Annotated in this window: 12 protein-coding genes; 2 read left to right on the top strand and 10 right to left on the bottom strand. The window is 41.4% G+C overall.

The genetic code is table 11. The annotated features are described in order from the left end of the window. Positions 1-175: 175 nt before the first annotated feature. Both recG and PMEL_RS00770 read left to right on the top strand, forming a co-directional pair. Complete coding sequence (gene recG / locus PMEL_RS00775; RefSeq protein WP_120173542.1) at positions 176-2,272, top strand: ATP-dependent DNA helicase RecG; 2,097 nt, start codon at positions 176-178, stop codon at positions 2,270-2,272. 275 nt (positions 2,273-2,547) lie between these two features. Next, the gene (locus PMEL_RS00770) at positions 2,548-3,552 is read left to right on the top strand and encodes a peptidoglycan DD-metalloendopeptidase family protein (RefSeq protein WP_120173541.1); all 1,005 of its coding nucleotides are present in this window, start codon (positions 2,548-2,550) and stop codon (positions 3,550-3,552) included. 132 nt (positions 3,553-3,684) lie between these two features. On the opposite strand, the gene PMEL_RS00765 is transcribed toward PMEL_RS00770, so the two are convergent. The 10 genes from PMEL_RS00765 to PMEL_RS00715 all read right to left on the bottom strand — a co-directional run bounded on the left by PMEL_RS00765 (position 3,685) and on the right by PMEL_RS00715 (position 16,247). Then, positions 3,685-4,902, bottom strand: a complete 1,218-nt coding sequence (locus PMEL_RS00765) for an anaerobic sulfatase-maturation protein (RefSeq protein WP_120173540.1) — start codon at positions 4,900-4,902, stop codon at positions 3,685-3,687. 403 nt (positions 4,903-5,305) lie between these two features. Continuing rightward, positions 5,306-5,749, bottom strand: coding sequence for a hypothetical protein (locus tag PMEL_RS00760; protein WP_231999385.1), 444 nt, complete (start codon positions 5,747-5,749; stop codon positions 5,306-5,308). A 161-nt stretch (positions 5,750-5,910) separates the two neighbouring features. Further along, positions 5,911-6,690, bottom strand: a complete 780-nt coding sequence (locus PMEL_RS00755) for a glycosyltransferase family 2 protein (protein ID WP_120173538.1) — start codon at positions 6,688-6,690, stop codon at positions 5,911-5,913. Next, positions 6,687-7,961 carry a glycosyltransferase family 4 protein gene (locus tag PMEL_RS00750; protein ID WP_120174592.1) on the bottom strand — a complete coding sequence of 425 codons (1,275 nt, stop codon included), beginning with the start codon at positions 7,959-7,961 and terminating at the stop codon, positions 6,687-6,689. Before PMEL_RS00750 ends, PMEL_RS00755 begins: the two co-directional genes overlap by 4 nt. 1,213 nt (positions 7,962-9,174) lie before the next feature. Then, entirely contained in the window at positions 9,175-9,654 is a 480-nt protein-coding gene (locus tag PMEL_RS00740; protein WP_120173536.1) for a pyruvate ferredoxin oxidoreductase, read from the bottom strand. Further along, a complete protein-coding gene (locus PMEL_RS00735; protein WP_036921682.1) occupies positions 9,644-10,156 on the bottom strand; it encodes an RNA polymerase sigma factor in 513 nt (170 codons plus the stop codon). Before PMEL_RS00735 ends, PMEL_RS00740 begins: the two co-directional genes overlap by 11 nt. Before the next feature lie 488 nt (positions 10,157-10,644). Then, positions 10,645-12,537: a biosynthetic arginine decarboxylase gene (gene speA / locus PMEL_RS00730; protein WP_120173535.1), complete on the bottom strand. Its 1,893-nt coding sequence runs from the start codon at positions 12,535-12,537 to the stop codon at positions 10,645-10,647. Between the two features lie 88 nt (positions 12,538-12,625). Further along, a complete protein-coding gene (locus PMEL_RS00725) occupies positions 12,626-13,201 on the bottom strand; it encodes a shikimate kinase (RefSeq protein ID WP_120174591.1) in 576 nt (191 codons plus the stop codon). A 94-nt stretch (positions 13,202-13,295) separates the two neighbouring features. Next, on the bottom strand, positions 13,296-15,632 hold the full coding sequence (topA, locus tag PMEL_RS00720) for a type I DNA topoisomerase (RefSeq protein ID WP_120173534.1): 2,337 nt from the start codon (positions 15,630-15,632) through the stop codon (positions 13,296-13,298). A 78-nt stretch (positions 15,633-15,710) separates the two neighbouring features. Continuing rightward, positions 15,711-16,247, bottom strand: a complete 537-nt coding sequence (locus PMEL_RS00715) for an NUDIX domain-containing protein (protein WP_120173533.1) — start codon at positions 16,245-16,247, stop codon at positions 15,711-15,713. Between the last annotated feature and the right edge of the window lie 77 nt (positions 16,248-16,324).

Below are 16,324 nucleotides of genomic sequence, written 5' to 3'. Positions count from 1 at the left end.
AACAAGTAGACGAGTGTACGAGTTTTTCAGTTATATGTTTTATAAAACAGCAAACATCAGTAATCATAATTATGAGTTCTAAATTATGAATTCTAATTAAACAAAATTATGAATTCTAATTAAACAATGGTAATCATAATTATGAATTATGAATTGTGAATTATGAATTAGATTAATGGATATACTATCGCAAGACATAATGTATTTACCGGGTGTAGGACCACACCGCAAGGAGATTCTGGGCAAAGAGCTTGGAATCCATACTTATCGTGACCTACTGGAGTACTTCCCTTACAAATATGTTGACCGAACCAAGCTATATCTTATCTCTGAACTCTCACAGGATATGCCGTTTGTGCAAATCAAAGGAAGAATCCTTAGCTTTGAAGAAGCTGAGATGGGAAAACGCAAGAAACGTATCATTGCACACTTCTCTGATGGACATGGCGTTTGTGATATTGTATGGTTTAATGGCACAAAGTATATCTATCAGAACTATAAGGTAAACAAAGAGTATATCATCTTTGGAAAACCAACATTCTTCAACGGCAGATTTCAGTTTACACATCCTGATATTGATGATGCTTCTCAATTGCAACTCAATGACATGGGTATGCAACCTTTCTACGTTACTACCGAGAAAATGAAGAAGGCAGGCATCACTTCACGTGCTATGGAGAAGCTGACAAAGATGCTCATTAGTAAGCTTACCGAACCATTAGAAGAGACACTTCCACCCTTCATCACCACTCATTTGCATCTCATCTCACGGGATGCTGCTATGCGTAAGATTCATTATCCGAAGTCGGTTGATGATACCCAGCGTGCCCGTGTACGCCTGAAATTCGAGGAACTTTTCTACGTACAGCTTAATATCCTTCGCTATGCCAGCGACCACCGGCGCAAGTATAGAGGTTATATCTTCAATAGAATTGGGGCCCAGTTTAACTGGTTTTACACCCATAACCTACCCTTTGAACTTACTGGAGCACAGAAACGAGTAATGCACGAGATACGTGCAGACATGGCAAGTGGGCGTCAGATGAATCGTCTGTTACAGGGTGATGTAGGCTCAGGTAAAACCCTTGTTGCCCTTATGTCCATGCTTATTGCTATCGACAACGGCTATCAAGCTTGCATGATGGCACCTACAGAGATTCTTGCCGAGCAACATCTCCAGACCATCAAAGAGTTTCTTAAAGGAATGAACCTGCGCATTGAACTGCTGACAGGTATTGTGAAGGGTAAGAAGCGAAAGGAAGTATTAGACGGACTCATCGACGGTTCTATTAATATTGTTGTAGGAACGCACGCCATTATAGAGGATAAAGTACAATTCCAACACCTCGGTATGGCTGTTATAGACGAGCAACACCGCTTTGGTGTAGAGCAACGTGCCAAGCTATGGAGTAAGAGTGAGAATCCTCCACACGTATTAGTTATGACTGCCACACCTATACCACGTACGCTTGCGATGACCATCTATGGTGATCTTGACGTTTCTATTATCGACGAGTTGCCACCGGGACGTAAGCCAATACAGACAATTCATAAGTATGATGACCAAATGGCGAGCCTTTATAGTGGTATTCGACAACAGATAAACTTGGGCCGTCAGGTCTATATCGTCTATCCACTCATCAAGGAAAGCGAGCGTATGGACCTCAAAAACCTTGAAGATGGCTTTGAAACAATGCGTAACATCTTCCCTGAATTCGAGTTAAGTAAGATTCACGGAAAGATGAAGGATAAGGACAAAGAGGCTGAAATGCAGAAGTTTGTGAGTGGACAAACACAGATACTCGTTGCCACAACAGTGATTGAGGTGGGTGTAAACGTACCTAACGCCAGCGTAATGGTTATCCTCGATGCTCAGCGTTTCGGTCTTTCTCAGCTCCATCAGTTACGCGGTCGTGTTGGTCGTGGTGCAGAACAGAGTTATTGTATCCTCGTTACCAACCACAAACTTACTAAGGAAACCAGTAAACGTATTGATATTATGTGCGATACAAATGATGGTTTTGAGATAGCAGAAGCCGACCTCAAGTTGCGTGGTCCTGGTGATTTGGAGGGTACACAACAAAGTGGTATAGCCTTCGACCTCAAAATAGCCGACATTGCACGTGATGGACAAATAGTGCAAATGGCACGAGATGAGGCACAAAAGATTATCGACAACGACCCAACTTGTCAAAAAATTGAGTATAAAATGCTATGGGATAGGCTAAAAGCGTTAAGAAAGACTAATATAAATTGGGCTGCTATTTCATAGAAAAAAACACCACAAAATTGGCTTCAAAGGCCCTGTTTTAGCGACTTGACATAAATCATGTGAGGGTAAAAATACGTACTATTTCTCTGTTAAACAGGCTAAAAAAATAGCGAAACTGCAATTTATTCGATATTTTTTCGTTATCTTTGCGAAGTCTTTCGGTAAAAAATTAGGTGCCTTTTAAATGGTCACCAACGACTTAACCGTTAGAAAGGGATCTGAAAATCTGTCCCGTGCCTATATGGCATCTGAGTTTGAAACAAAATAATTTGATTATGACTTTTAAGAAAATAGTTAGGACTTTTGCACTAACATCTCTCTTAACCTTGACAGCTCATTCAGCAAATGCACAAGACCTGCTTGCTCGTCAAGCCCCTATTGACCGCCGCGCTAAGGCATTAGACACAATGGTTATTAACCGACTTCGTGAAGCTGAAGAGATTGAGGAGCCATCATCAGAGCTCTATAACGATTGGAATAACAACTATGCACATCGTGGAGGTAACCTTCCAGATGTATACAAAATCGATCTTCGCGACTTCCACATGCCAACACCAAGCCGTGTTATCACAAGTAACTTCGGTCGTCGTTGGGGGCGTCGCCACCAGGGATTGGATATCAAGGTGTATATTGGTGATACCATCCGCGCAGCCTTCTCTGGTAAGGTTCGTGTAGTAAAATACGATGGTAACGGATATGGTAAGTACATTGTAATCCGTCACAATAATGGACTTGAGACCATCTATGGTCACCTTTCAAAGCAGATTGTAACTCCAAACCAGACTGTTCGTGCTGGTCAGCCTATCGGATTGGGTGGTAACACCGGTCGTTCTACAGGTTCTCACCTCCATTTCGAGACTCGTTTGGCAGGTGTAGCTTTGAATCCAGCACTCTTCTTCGACTTCGCTAATCAAGACGTTACAGGCGACTACTACGTTTATCGTCGCAACACCGTAGCACAGGAGTCTGAACGTGCAACTGCTGTTCGTGGTACTTCTTCAAGCCCAGGTTACTCTCGTGAGAACATTCAGGGCAAGGGCAACCAGAGTTACAGCCCACGTCAGGAGAGAAACTACAATACTGATTTCTCAAACCATACGCCACGCACTGAACCAAGTGCTGACAATGGAAAGATCTTCTATCATAAAGTTGCTTCTGGTGAAACCTTAGAAACGATAGCCAGACAATATGGTATCAGTATCGAACAGCTATGCCGTCAGAATCGTATAGGCAAATTGACACGCGTGACAGAAGGACAACTACTATCAATTACGAAGTAAACATTTCCCACATTATACAAACAGCTCCGATGGACATTGTCTATCGGAGCTGTTTTCGTTTATGGTTCTTTCCGCTATAAGAACAAAGAGAAAGGTGATTATAAAGTAGTCTTGAGCTATAGAAAGAATGATTTACTTCCCAAATACTTGATTCATCACATTAGCTGGTGGACGCTGATTCTCCAACTCGTTCTTCATAAAGTCCATATAAGGTGCTACATGTTCAAAGAACTGATAATAGCCCTTGCAGAGATAATTAAGCCCAGGATTACCGTAACAATCGCGAATAAAACGATTCTTAGGACACTCACCATGACAAGCAAACTGATACTTACACTCCTTACACTGTTGTGGAAGAAGTCTATACTTCATCTTTGAAAACTCCTTCTGTCGGTCGCTATTCATCATTTCATAGATGGTATGATGCGATAGATTTCCAAGCTTATGTTCTGGGTAAACAAAGTGGTCACAAGAGTAAACGTCACCATTATACTCCATTACACCTGCGTGACCGCACTCCTTTGCCATTGTACAAATGCCCGGTGCAACACCAACCCAGTTAGCCAAAGTGGCATCAAAGAGCTGTATATAATACTCGCCTACATCATGATGCACCCATTCATCGAAGATAGTACAAAGGAAATTGCCCCATTGCTCAGCAGTAACAGAGAAGTCTGTAAGTTCACCACCCTCCTGCATTCCGGGTGCTAAGGTCAATCCATCATTGCGATTAACAATTCGTTCAACGATAGGAGTAAACTGGATATAACGGCAACCAATCTCCTTAAAGAAGTGATAGAAGTCTAATGGATAGTCTGCATTAAAGTCGTTGACAACAGCAAGTGCATTCCACTCTACCCCATGCTTATTCAATAGATTAATACCTTTCATCACTTGATGGAAGGATGGTTTGCCCATTGCATTACGACGATATTCATCATGAAACTCCTGTGGACCATCAATAGAAACGCCAACAAGGAAGTTATTCTCCTTGAAGAAGCGGCACCACTCATCGTTTAAAAGAACACCATTCGTCTGAATACTATTATCTATCTGACGACCACGAGCATAATAACGCTGTAGCTCCAATGCACGACGATAGAAGGATATAGGGCGCATTAAGGTCTCACCACCATGCCATGTAAAGAGAACCTGTGGTGTTGTCTGTGCCTCGATGTATTCCTTGATAAACTTCTCAAGCAACGCATCAGTAATGACATGATTCTTGTTATCGTCATATAGCTTACTCTTCTCCAAATAATAACAATACTTACACCGCAGGTTACAAAGTGAACCAGCAGGCTTCAGCATGATATACATGGGATGACTAAAAGGGACTATGGTATTCATAATAATCTTGTTTCGGACGGCAAAGGTAGTCAATTATTTACTAATGGCAAAACATTCCAGATGACTTATTCCTCCCTTTATCACCCATTAGACACTAACGATAAGTAAGTATGACCTCGTATGGATTCATCTAAGAAGTCTTTTAACGCCCAGCACCATTGGTGCTCACCATCAACACAACACGTGCGAAGCATCCGCACAACATGTGCGGAGCAATAATACAGTAATCAAAAACGATAAAATAACTCCTTTGCCTTTGTTATCATGTATCGTAAGGACACTATAATCAAGTTGTATAGAGAATTGCTTACAAGACAACACTAATAAAAAAGAATGTTCCAAGACTACTGACCGCAAAGGGTCTTAGCCTTGGAACACGCTTTATAAAATATGAAACGAAATTTTACTTAGACGTTGTTGTGTCTGATTTAAAGGAGTCGGAAATACCTTTACCAAGCTTCTGAAAGAACTTCTTACCATCGGCACCAATCTTACGGGTTACCTCTCCCATTGTCTTTGTCTCACGCTTAATAACTTTACCCATACCACGTGAGAAGGTCTTAAAGCCATCTCTTACTTCCGTTTCACCAGACTCATTATTGTCTGGAAGCGGTGCATAAGTTGAGTTATAACTATTCGTATTGCCATCGTTTGAAGTCTTAGGCTTCGATGCCGTAGATGTATAACGTGCCTTAGAACTACGATTAGCCTGCTTAGCTGCAGCCTGCTTGTTCGCTCTTACCAATCCTGGTGAGGCTCCAGCAATACCACTATACTCTGTCTGAGCTGACACTGAGAGGCACAGCAACAACAAAGCTACTAACATTTTAAATCTCATTCTTTTCATTTTCGTACGTTTTATTAGGTGAAAGGGACTAATCATAGACTTCATCTAAACGTCCCCACAATAATACTACCTGCTGAATAAAACGAATTAACAGCGTAGAAATTGCCACCCTTAACAATCAATAGGACGTATTAAGGGCATTTAAACCATAGAGAACTACCCTATTTAATTAAACTACGCACAGCAAACCATGCGTGAAGCAATAGCGTTTGAATAAATCCGTAGTGCTTAGACATCACATCAAAACGCTCACGAAGCGACTCCTTATGGTGAAGGGTTGTCTGCCCTTCTCGCACATAATTTGCTACAACAGCATGGATATTACGTAAAAGGAGTTGCTGACGTTCGCCCTCTTTCATCACACGTATACACCAATCTACATCTGCTGAATAGCGGTAAGTAGTATCATAGAGCAGCGAGCGAGCTATATCCAAACGGGCATAGAACGCCTGATGGCATACCAACATTCCATAACGGAAAGAACGCCAAGTGAGTCGTTCAGATGGGCTTAGTCTGCGGTGACAAAGGAAATTGCCCTTTTCATCAATGATATCTGTATCACCAAAGAGCACAGCAGGACGCTCCTCGCCGTCTCCGACAACCGCAGCAAGTACTACCTTGTCTAATGTATCGGGATTAGGAAAACGGTCACCTGCATTCATAAAGACGATGTAATCGCCTGTTGCCTGCTGTAAGCCTTTGTTCATTGCATCATAAAGCCCATCGTCAGGTTCGCTTTGAATGCGCACGACATGATCGTTCTCAGCCTCATCAGACTGCTGCTGATAGGCTTTAGCAATCTTTAAAGTGTCATCAGTTGAAGCCCCATCAATGATGATATGCTCCACATGAGGATAGTTCTGCATGAGCACACTGTCAAGTGTCGGCTGTAAAACCGAAGCGGCATTATAGGTTATAGTGACTACTGAAAATGTGATCATAATCGGAAATTCTTATAGGCAAGAGCCTCATTATATACTTCAAGATATTGCATTGCAACGCTTCGTTGTGAATAGCAGCGTAGGACTTTCCTCACTGCCGCCTCTGAAAGTGCTGTGTAGTCAGCCTCTTCAAGAACCCAGTGCATACCCTTTGCAAGGTCTTCTGAATTACGTTCTGCCGCGACATAGCCATTCTTACGATGATCGATCATCTCTGGTATTCCTCCAACCTTAAAGCCTACGCATGGTACACCACACGCCATTGCTTCCATAATTGTATTAGGGAGGTTATCTTCAAGCGATGGAAGAACGAAGACATCTGCAGCATTATAGACATCACGAATTCGCTGTTGGTCACTTACATAACCGAGCGGATAAACTGGCAAAGCAAGTTTTCCCTCCAATTCTTCAGCGTGTCCACCAAGAATAGCTATACCTGTATTCTCCTTTATTTCTGGATGTTCGACAACCATCTTTTCAATGGCTTCGATAAAATAATCCATTCCCTTACGCTGATCTGTCACACGCTGAGAAACGAAGAGTATAAGTCGTTTATCCACTGGAAGCTGCAAACGCTGTCGTGCAACTTGCTTGTCTTGTGGCTCAAAAACATGCGTATCTATTGGATTAGGAATACTTGTAACACTCAAGCCATTCAAGAGTCCACTCCGCTTTGCCTGACGAGCAAGCCATTGACTACATGTTACGAACCACATATTACCATGATTATAGATAGCTTTCTTACGTTTCCAAACTTTTGAAGACAAATCATTCGAATTACCTCTGCCTGGGAGAAGTGGGCAATTGCCGCAACCATTCTCGTAACGATAGCAGCCATGCGCATAATGACAGATACTGGATGCAGGCCAAAGGTCGTGCATTGTCCACACAACAGGCTTACCAGAGCATAAAATCTTTTTGATACTATTCAATGAAAGCATACCCTGATTAATCCAAGAAAGATGAATAATATCAGCTTCCTTGAACTCACGTAGCTTTGTGATATCGGCTCCTGAGTTTGCTAAATCAATCTCAAAGAGATGGTTTCGAGAGAAGTGGAGGTTCCAAAAAACACAGAAACGCTCCCATAGTAGGTGCCACTGATTCTTCCACTCATGCCCAAGGCTAACCACAGTGATATCGTCCGTCAACTTATCACGTACCAACATCTTAGCCTTCACTCCGCTATTGTTCAGAGCATCTTTGAGTCGGTTGGCTGCAACAGCTGCACCACCGGTTTTCTCACTGGTATTTACTATCAGTATTCTCATTGATATATCATTTGCAGCAAAGTTACAAGAAAACAGATAAAAAGCCAAGAAAAGTGAGCAAATATTGATTGTTTGCGCACACAAAGAGTTGATTTGCATCAAGAAAAGACTATTTTTAAAGCAAAAGTTCTATGAAATATTGCACAAGACTTGAAAACTTTCTAACTTTGCATTGTCAAAAGGTTAATAGATTGTTTAGGTTAGTAGTAATAGATTTAGGTTTTTAGTTATTTTATTAAGGTAAAAGTTTAACGATTGATCAAGGATGACAAAGGCGGCCGTGAGGCTCCCTTTCATTTGAAAAGATTTCTTAGTTAAACATACTAATAACGCCGAAGCTCGTTGAGAGTCTCGGCGTTTTTCTTCTTTAAACTTTGCACTTTGAACATTGAACTTTACCCTTTGAACATTGAACTTTGAGCTTTGAACTTTATCTTTACGTATCATCAGTAATCATAATTAAGCCCTTTAAACATTGAACTTTGAGTTTTGGACATTGTCTTTAAGCATCATCAGTAATCATAATTAAGCCCTTTGAACATTGAACTTTGAGTTTTGAACTTTGAGTTTTGAACTTTGTCTTTAAGCATCATTAGTAATCATAATTAACCCCTTTGAACATTGAACTTTGAGTTTTGAACTTTGTCTTTAAACATCATCAGTAATTATAATTAACCCCTTTGAACATTGAACTTTGAGTTTTGAACTTTGTCTTTAAGCATCGTCAGTAATCATAATTAAGCCCTTTGAACATTGAACTTTGAGTTTTGAACTTTGTCTTTAAGTATCATCGGTAATCATAATTAAGCACTTTGAACATTGAACTTTGAGTTTTGAACTTTGTCTTTAAGCATCATTAGTAATCATAATTAACCCCTTTGAACATTGAACTTTGAGTTTTGAACTTTGTCTTTAAACATCATCAGTAATTATAATTAACCCCTTTGAACATTGAACTTTGAGTTTTGAACTTTATCTTTAAGCATCATCGGTAATCATAATTATGAATTTTGAATTCTGAATTCTGAATTATATATGAATTGTGAATTATGAATTAATAACCCCGTGTTTCAGCATAAGAAGAGCCGACACTCATAGAGTATCGGCTCTTCTACGTTAGTATGTTATGAAAAATTTGAGAGAATTGAGACTTCACAGCCTCGAGTTGTTTTACTTAAAATGATTATTTTATAGAGAAAGCATAGAAATTGTCTTATTTTGTAATGGTTGATACAGATGACTGTATCTTGTGTTGCAAGGTATCGCTCACTACTGAATCGGCCTTAGCAACAGATGGACCCTCCTGAGGTTTATCTACAGCTGCAGTACTTGGGCTTATCTGATGAACATCACCATCAGAGAAAGCAACCTGCATTGCATTACCTAAGGTTAGGAAGATAGCTACCACAGCGGCTGCCTTAAAGAGTGGCATAAGACGGTGGCGCATTGTTATTACACGTGCCTTTACTGGCTCGTCTTCCTGTATCAGTCCGAGGACTCTCTGGTCAAAGTCATCGCCCAAGACGTCCATCTCCTTCTCATTCTGCTCATAAACGAACAGAGAACGATAAGGCAGCAACGCAGCTGGAAGGTCCTCCTGTGAGAAGAACATACGCAAGATTTCCTCTTCTTGGAGAGAAGTCTCGCAACGCCAGTAGCGTTCCAGTAATTGTTCGATGTACTTATAATCCATAATTGTCTAATTTCAAATATTTTTGTTTGACCGTCTGTCGAGCTCTAAAGATATTAACTTTCACTTGCTCTTCGCTGATTTCGAGTATTTCAGCAATCTCTTTGTATGACTTTCCTTCAAAATCTCTTAGCTGCATGCAACTACGTTGTTTCTCCGGAAGAGCGTCTACAATCTGTTTTACGAGACTGATTTTATCCTCTTCAATCATTCGGTCTTGAGGATTAGATGAAGCAAGAGGCTCAGCTACTTTCACATCTTCTAAAGAGTCGTTGTTATTTTCCTTCTTTTTGATGCGGTCGAGCGATAGGTTACGACATACGGTGAGGCTAAAAGCTTCGATAGAATCGATATTTTCCCACTCGTATCGGCGGTTCCAGACCTTTATCAGCGTATCCTGCACGATGTCCTCAGCCTCAGCTCGATTGAGCGTGATTCGGAGTGCAAGCCTGAAGAGTTCATTCTTCAATGGCAACACATCGTTACGGAAACTGACTTTCTTCATCTTCTCTCTGTTTAAATGACGTTTATTTATGGGGGAAAGTTACAAGCATGAGGCGAAAAACCTTGTTATTTAACTTTCATTAAGACCTTTATTCTTCTTATTATGCTGCTCTAAACAGCTTTATTACTTGGCTTTTTATCCTATTAAAGAACCTTTATCACGAATTATCTTCACGAAGAAAAAGAATTATTTTCATGAAAAGAAATATTTATTTTCATGAAAAGAAAGAATTATTTTCATGAAAATAATTCGATAAGATTATGCTGTTACGACTAAAAGCGAGTATAAACTCATAGGACAGACATCCTTACCAATCTTTTTAAACACCATCTTTTGACTCACTATATTAATAAACGTAGGGACGCACAATTCGTGCGTCCGAAACAAAATATTCAATGTTGACGCACGAGCTATGCGCCCCTACAGTTTGTCAATGATTATGTTTATTGCTCCTTACGGACAAACTTCTTATCCCGAAGACTTACAGTTTACTCCAAATAAGTGTAACCGTAGAGGCCGCTGCGGTAGTTACTGAGGAACTCTTTACCCTCCTCAAGTGAAATCTTACCCTGCTTTACGCTCTTTGTCACCCATATTTCGAGTTGGCGAACAAGTTTCTTAGGATTGTACTGAACATACTCCAACACCTCTTCTACCGTCTCACCATCAAAGATTTGATCAATATGATAGCTGCCATCCTTTACTGAAACATGTACGGCATTGGTATCACCAAAGAGGTTGTGCATATCACCTAAAATCTCTTGATAAGCTCCAACGAGGAAGACTCCAAGGTAATAAGGCTCATTCTTCTTCAATGCGTGGATAGGAAGAACGTGACTACTGCGACCCATTGCAACGAAGTTTGAAATCTTACCGTCACTATCACAGGTGATATCCTGCAATGTAGCGTTACGTGATGGACGCTCATTGAGTCGTTGAATCGGCATTACTGGGAAGAGTTGATCAATCGCCCAACTGTCTGGAAGAGACTGGAAGAGAGAGAAGTTACAGAAATATTTATCTGCAAGAAGTTTATCCATATTGCGCAACTCATCAGGCACATGCTTCATATTCTTTGCCAAATTGTTGATTTCATGGCATACACTCCAATACATTGCTTCAATCTCAGCACGTGTCTTTAGGTCTACTAAGCCATGAGAGAACAACTCTAAGGCTTCCTCACGAATCTGTTCAGCATCGTGCCAGTCTTCTAGCATGTTACGAGAATCAAGATTATCCCAGATATCGTAAAGGTCTTTTACCAACTGATGGTCGGTATCCTTTGCCTCAAAATCCTCTGACATCTCAGGCAGAGAAGCCGTTTCAAGTACATCAATCACGAGGACAGAGTGATGAGCAGAAAGACTTCTACCGCTCTCGGTGATGATATTTGGATGTGGAATATCATTCTTATTGGCTGCATCAACAAAGGTGTAAACACAGTCGTTGACGTATTCTTGAATGCTATAGTTGACAGAACTCTCGCTGCTTGCAGAGCGTGTACCATCGTAGTCGACACCTAAACCACCACCACAGTCAACGAAATCGACATTATAACCCATCTTTCTGAGGTTCACATAATACTGTGCAGCCTCATTGAGAGCGGTCTGAATACGACGAATCTTCGTAATCTGCGAACCAATATGGAAGTGGATAAGATGCAAACAATCGTGCAATCCCTTATTATCAAGCGTTTCTAAAGCCTGCAAGAGTTCAGAAGAAGTAAGACCGAACTTAGAAGCGTCGCCACCACTATCAGCCCACTTACCAGAACCACTGGATGCAAGTTTGATGCGAATACCGAGGTTTGGCTTTACATTCAACTTCTTTGCAGCACGTGCAATAAGGTCAATTTCATTGAGTTTCTCCACTACAATGAAAATACGCTTACCCATCTTCTGTGCTAACAGAGCCAATTCGATATAGCTCTGATCCTTATATCCGTTACAGATAATGAGCGAATCGCTCTGACACTGTACGGCAATCACAGCATGCAACTCAGGCTTTGAACCAGCTTCCAGACCCAAGTTGAACTTACGTCCATGAGAGATAATCTCCTCTACGACTGGCTGCATTTGGTTTACCTTAATAGGATAGATGATAAAGTTCTCAGCTTTGAAGTCATATTCCTTCCTTGCTTTCTCAAAGCAAGAGGATGTTTTCTCGATACGATTATCGAGAATATCTGGGAAACGGAGCAACACTGGAGGTGTCACATCGCGCAGGGCGAGTTCATCCATAACGTCACGCAAGTCAACTTGTGTATTATCCTTACAAGGCGTTACATACACATCACCCGAGTCGTTAATACCAAAGTAAGATGTACCCCATCCTGAGATGTTGTACAACTCTTGAGAATCTTCAATCGTCCACTTTTTCATTTCTATTCTTCTGTCCCTATATATAATCTTGAATTAATCAATTATTTGCTTTAAGCGTTTAATTCCTAACTATTAAATAATAGCCATTTTATTTCTGTCTGTTAGCCTTATTCAACTTTAATAGTTGACAAAGCTGATTGACCGAAATCTGTATCTTGTCGTAACTATCCATAAGACTCACGTCAAGAACGTGCTTTGCCTTTGTATAAAAAGGCTCGCGATGCTTCAGTTGTTCACGAATAAACAGGCTTACTTCATCAGGTGTTTTGTTAAGCAAGAGGGGGCGTACAGACTTACCCATCAGTAGATGCTTGTAAAGGACATCTGTCTCTGCTTTCAAATAGACCGTCTCTGCTTGCCCATTCATATACTCCATATTATCAAAGAAACATGGAGTTCCTCCCCCACAAGAGATAATAACATTCTCAAATTCAGCCACCTCGTGAAGCATTGACTGTTCTATCATACGGAAGCCTTCCTCTCCCCTTTCATCGAAGATCTGCTTCACCGTCTTGCGCATTCGGCTCTCTATGTACCAGTCTAAGTCGTAGAACGGAATGTTCAACTCTTTTGACAAGGCTCTGCCTACGGTAGTCTTACCCGCACCCATATAACCTATGAGAATAATGCGAAGCGGTTTGTATTCTTCTGTATGTTCTGTCATACTCACGTTATATTTATCATCCACCCTATAGCCTGACATTATCAGACTACGTGGTGGATGTCTTCCTTTCCCTTATAGGTGAGTCTATATTCAATTACTTCTTACGTTTTGGCTCCGGAGCATTCTTTACGATGTCCATACACTGTTCGTAAGTAAGTTCTGCAGCCTTCTCATGAAGTGCCTTTGGCATACGGTAATTCTTGCCATCATAAGCAATATAAGGACCGTAACGACCATTCATCACCTCCATCTTAGCATCTTCTTCGAAGGTCTTTAAATGACGCTGTGCATCCTGCAGACGCTTCTTCTGGATAAGGTTGATAGCTGCATCAAGACTGATTGTGAGTGGGTCTTCCTCCTTTGGCAGCGATGTGTACTTCTTATCATGAAGCACGTAAGGACCAAATCGACCTGCACCAATTACTACATCTGTACCCTCAAACTGTCCAAGATTGCGTGGCAACTTAAATAACTCCAATGCCTCATCAAGGGTAATGGTTTCCATACTCTTATCTGAAGGGAGCTGTGAGAAGCGTGGTTTGTCCTCATCGTCAGCACTACCAATCTGTACCACTGGCCCAAAACGACCAATCTTTACAAACACAGGCTTACCTGAAACAGGGTCAATACCAAGTTCGCGCTCACCTGCCTTATGCTCAGAACGGGCATTCATAACCTTCTCCACCTCTGGTTCAAAGCTCTGGTAAAAGGTCTTCATTTCCTTATTCCACTCTGCTTTTCCCTCTGCAATCTTATCGAACTCCTGCTCAACCTTAGCAGTAAAGTTGTAGTCCATGATATCAGGGAAGTTTTCCATAAGGAAGTCGTTTACAACGATACCGATGTCGGTTGGGATAAGCTTACCCTTATCAGCACCCGCCATCTCCTTCTTTGTCTTAGAAGTTATCTTCAATCCAAGCAATGAGTCAACAGCATACTTTCGCTCTTCACCCTTGCGATCTCCCTTCTGCACATATTCACGTTGCTGAATTGTTGAAATCGTTGGGGCGTAAGTTGATGGACGACCAATACCGAGTTCTTCAAGTTTACGCACAAGACTTGCTTCCGTATAGCGGTTAGGACCTTGTGAATAACGCTCTGTTGACACGATTTCACGACGCTCTAACTCTTCGCCTTCGTGCATTACAGGTAGTGCATGTGAGAATTCCTCGCCATTTTCCTCATCGTCAGTTGACTCGTGATATACCTTCAAGAAGCCCTCGAAAGCAACTACTTCTCCATTCGCAATAAACTGCAAATCAGTGGTACTCTTGCCATCCTCTGACTCAAGAGAAATGTTTACTGTAGTCTTCTCCATCTGTGCATCAGCCATCTGTGAAGCAATAGTACGCTTCCAGATAAGGTCATACAAACGCTTTTCTTGGCTTGTACCATCGATAGAAATATTGTCGATATACGTAGGGCGAATAGCCTCGTGCGCTTCCTGAGCACCCTTGCTATGTGTCTGATACTTTCTTACTTTGCCGTAATCTGCACCATAGAGTCGTTCAATCTCTGCCTTACAGGTATTGATAGCCAAAGCTGAAAGATTCACACTATCGGTACGCATGTAGGTAATACGACCCGCCTCATACAATCGCTGGGCAACCATCATCGTCTGACTTACGGTAAATCCGAGCTTTCTTGCAGCTTCCTGCTGAAGTGTTGAGGTAGTAAATGGAGGAGCTGGAGTACGTTTTAAAGGCTTCTTTGCAATCGATGAAACCTTGAATTTTGAGGTCTTACACAGTTCAAGAAACGCTATTGCTTCCTCGTGTGTCTTGAAGCGCTTACTCAATTCAGCCTTCACCTCATTCTTTGAGCCGTCTTCATTGGTTACAGCGAAGACTGCATTCAAACGGTAGTAAGGCTCTGAATTAAAGTTCTGTATCTCACGCTCACGCTCAACAATCAGTCTAACAGCTACGCTCTGCACACGTCCTGCACTCAAAGCAGGCTTCACCTTACGCCACAACACTGGTGAAAGACGGAAACCAACCAAGCGGTCGAGTACACGACGAGCCTGCTGTGCGTTTACAAGATTCATGTCCAAACGACGTGGTGACTCGATAGCTTTCAATATAGCAGGCTTGGTAATCTCGTGGAAAACAATACGATTTGTTTTCTCTTCGTCCAATCCCAGCACCTCACAAAGGTGCCAGCTGATAGCCTCTCCCTCACGGTCCTCATCGGAAGCTAACCAAACTTTCTCAGCAGCTTTTGCACTCTTCTTCAGTTCGCTGACTACTTTCTTCTTCTCATCAGGGATTTCGTAGTCAGGATTTAACGTGTCGAGATCAATGCTAAGTTCCTTTTTCTTCAAGTCACGGATATGTCCATAAGATGACATCACCTTATAGTCCTTACCGAGAAACTTCTCAATGGTCTTAGCCTTTGCTGGACTCTCTACTATTACCAAGTTTTCTTGCATAATCAATCTTGTACATTTTTTCAAGGGCGCAAAAGTACTTAAACTTTTTGCTTACACCTTATATAATAGGCAAAATTTCTACTTTTTTAAGTTTTTCGACTCTATTTGTAGAAAATCATATAGTGCCTGACGGATAGAACGAAGCCCGAACTGCTCTGTGTGAACCTCTGACAAAGGCAACCATATAGCCTCTTCTACATCGTCAGCAGCCTTGAGTGCTGCCTCATCCTCTACCTTACAGACAAAGAATGCATCAAGTGTTGGAACATCAAAATCACTATAACGATACTTATTCGGAAGTGAACAGAAGTAGCGTTTCTCTTTGATAATGAGGTTAGTTTCTTCTTTCACCTCGCGTATTAATGCTTCACCGATAGTCTCTCCAATATCACAGAAGCCACCAGGAAGGTCCAACGTTCCACGTCCTGGCTCAAACTTTCTACGTGTAACAAGCAGTTCTCCCTGCTCATTCAGAATGAATGCAGCAACAGCAGAGCTTGGATTTAAGAAATACTCAAAGCCACAACTCTCACAGCGTTTGCTCTTTTCATTCTGTTCAACGAAGTGTTTACTTCCACATACTGGGCAATACCGAAATTTATCTAATACGTGCATCTTGAGATTGTATATTGTTCTTGTATATTGATGTTGCTATTTTAGCAGCTTACTAAAAGGAAGTTGTTAACAGTAAT

This window comes from Prevotella melaninogenica, assembly GCF_003609775.1.
GTDB lineage: Bacteria > Bacteroidota > Bacteroidia > Bacteroidales > Bacteroidaceae > Prevotella > Prevotella melaninogenica_A.
The sequence above is the reverse complement of the archived record's forward strand: the minus strand, read 5'-3'. Positions and strand labels throughout refer to the sequence as shown.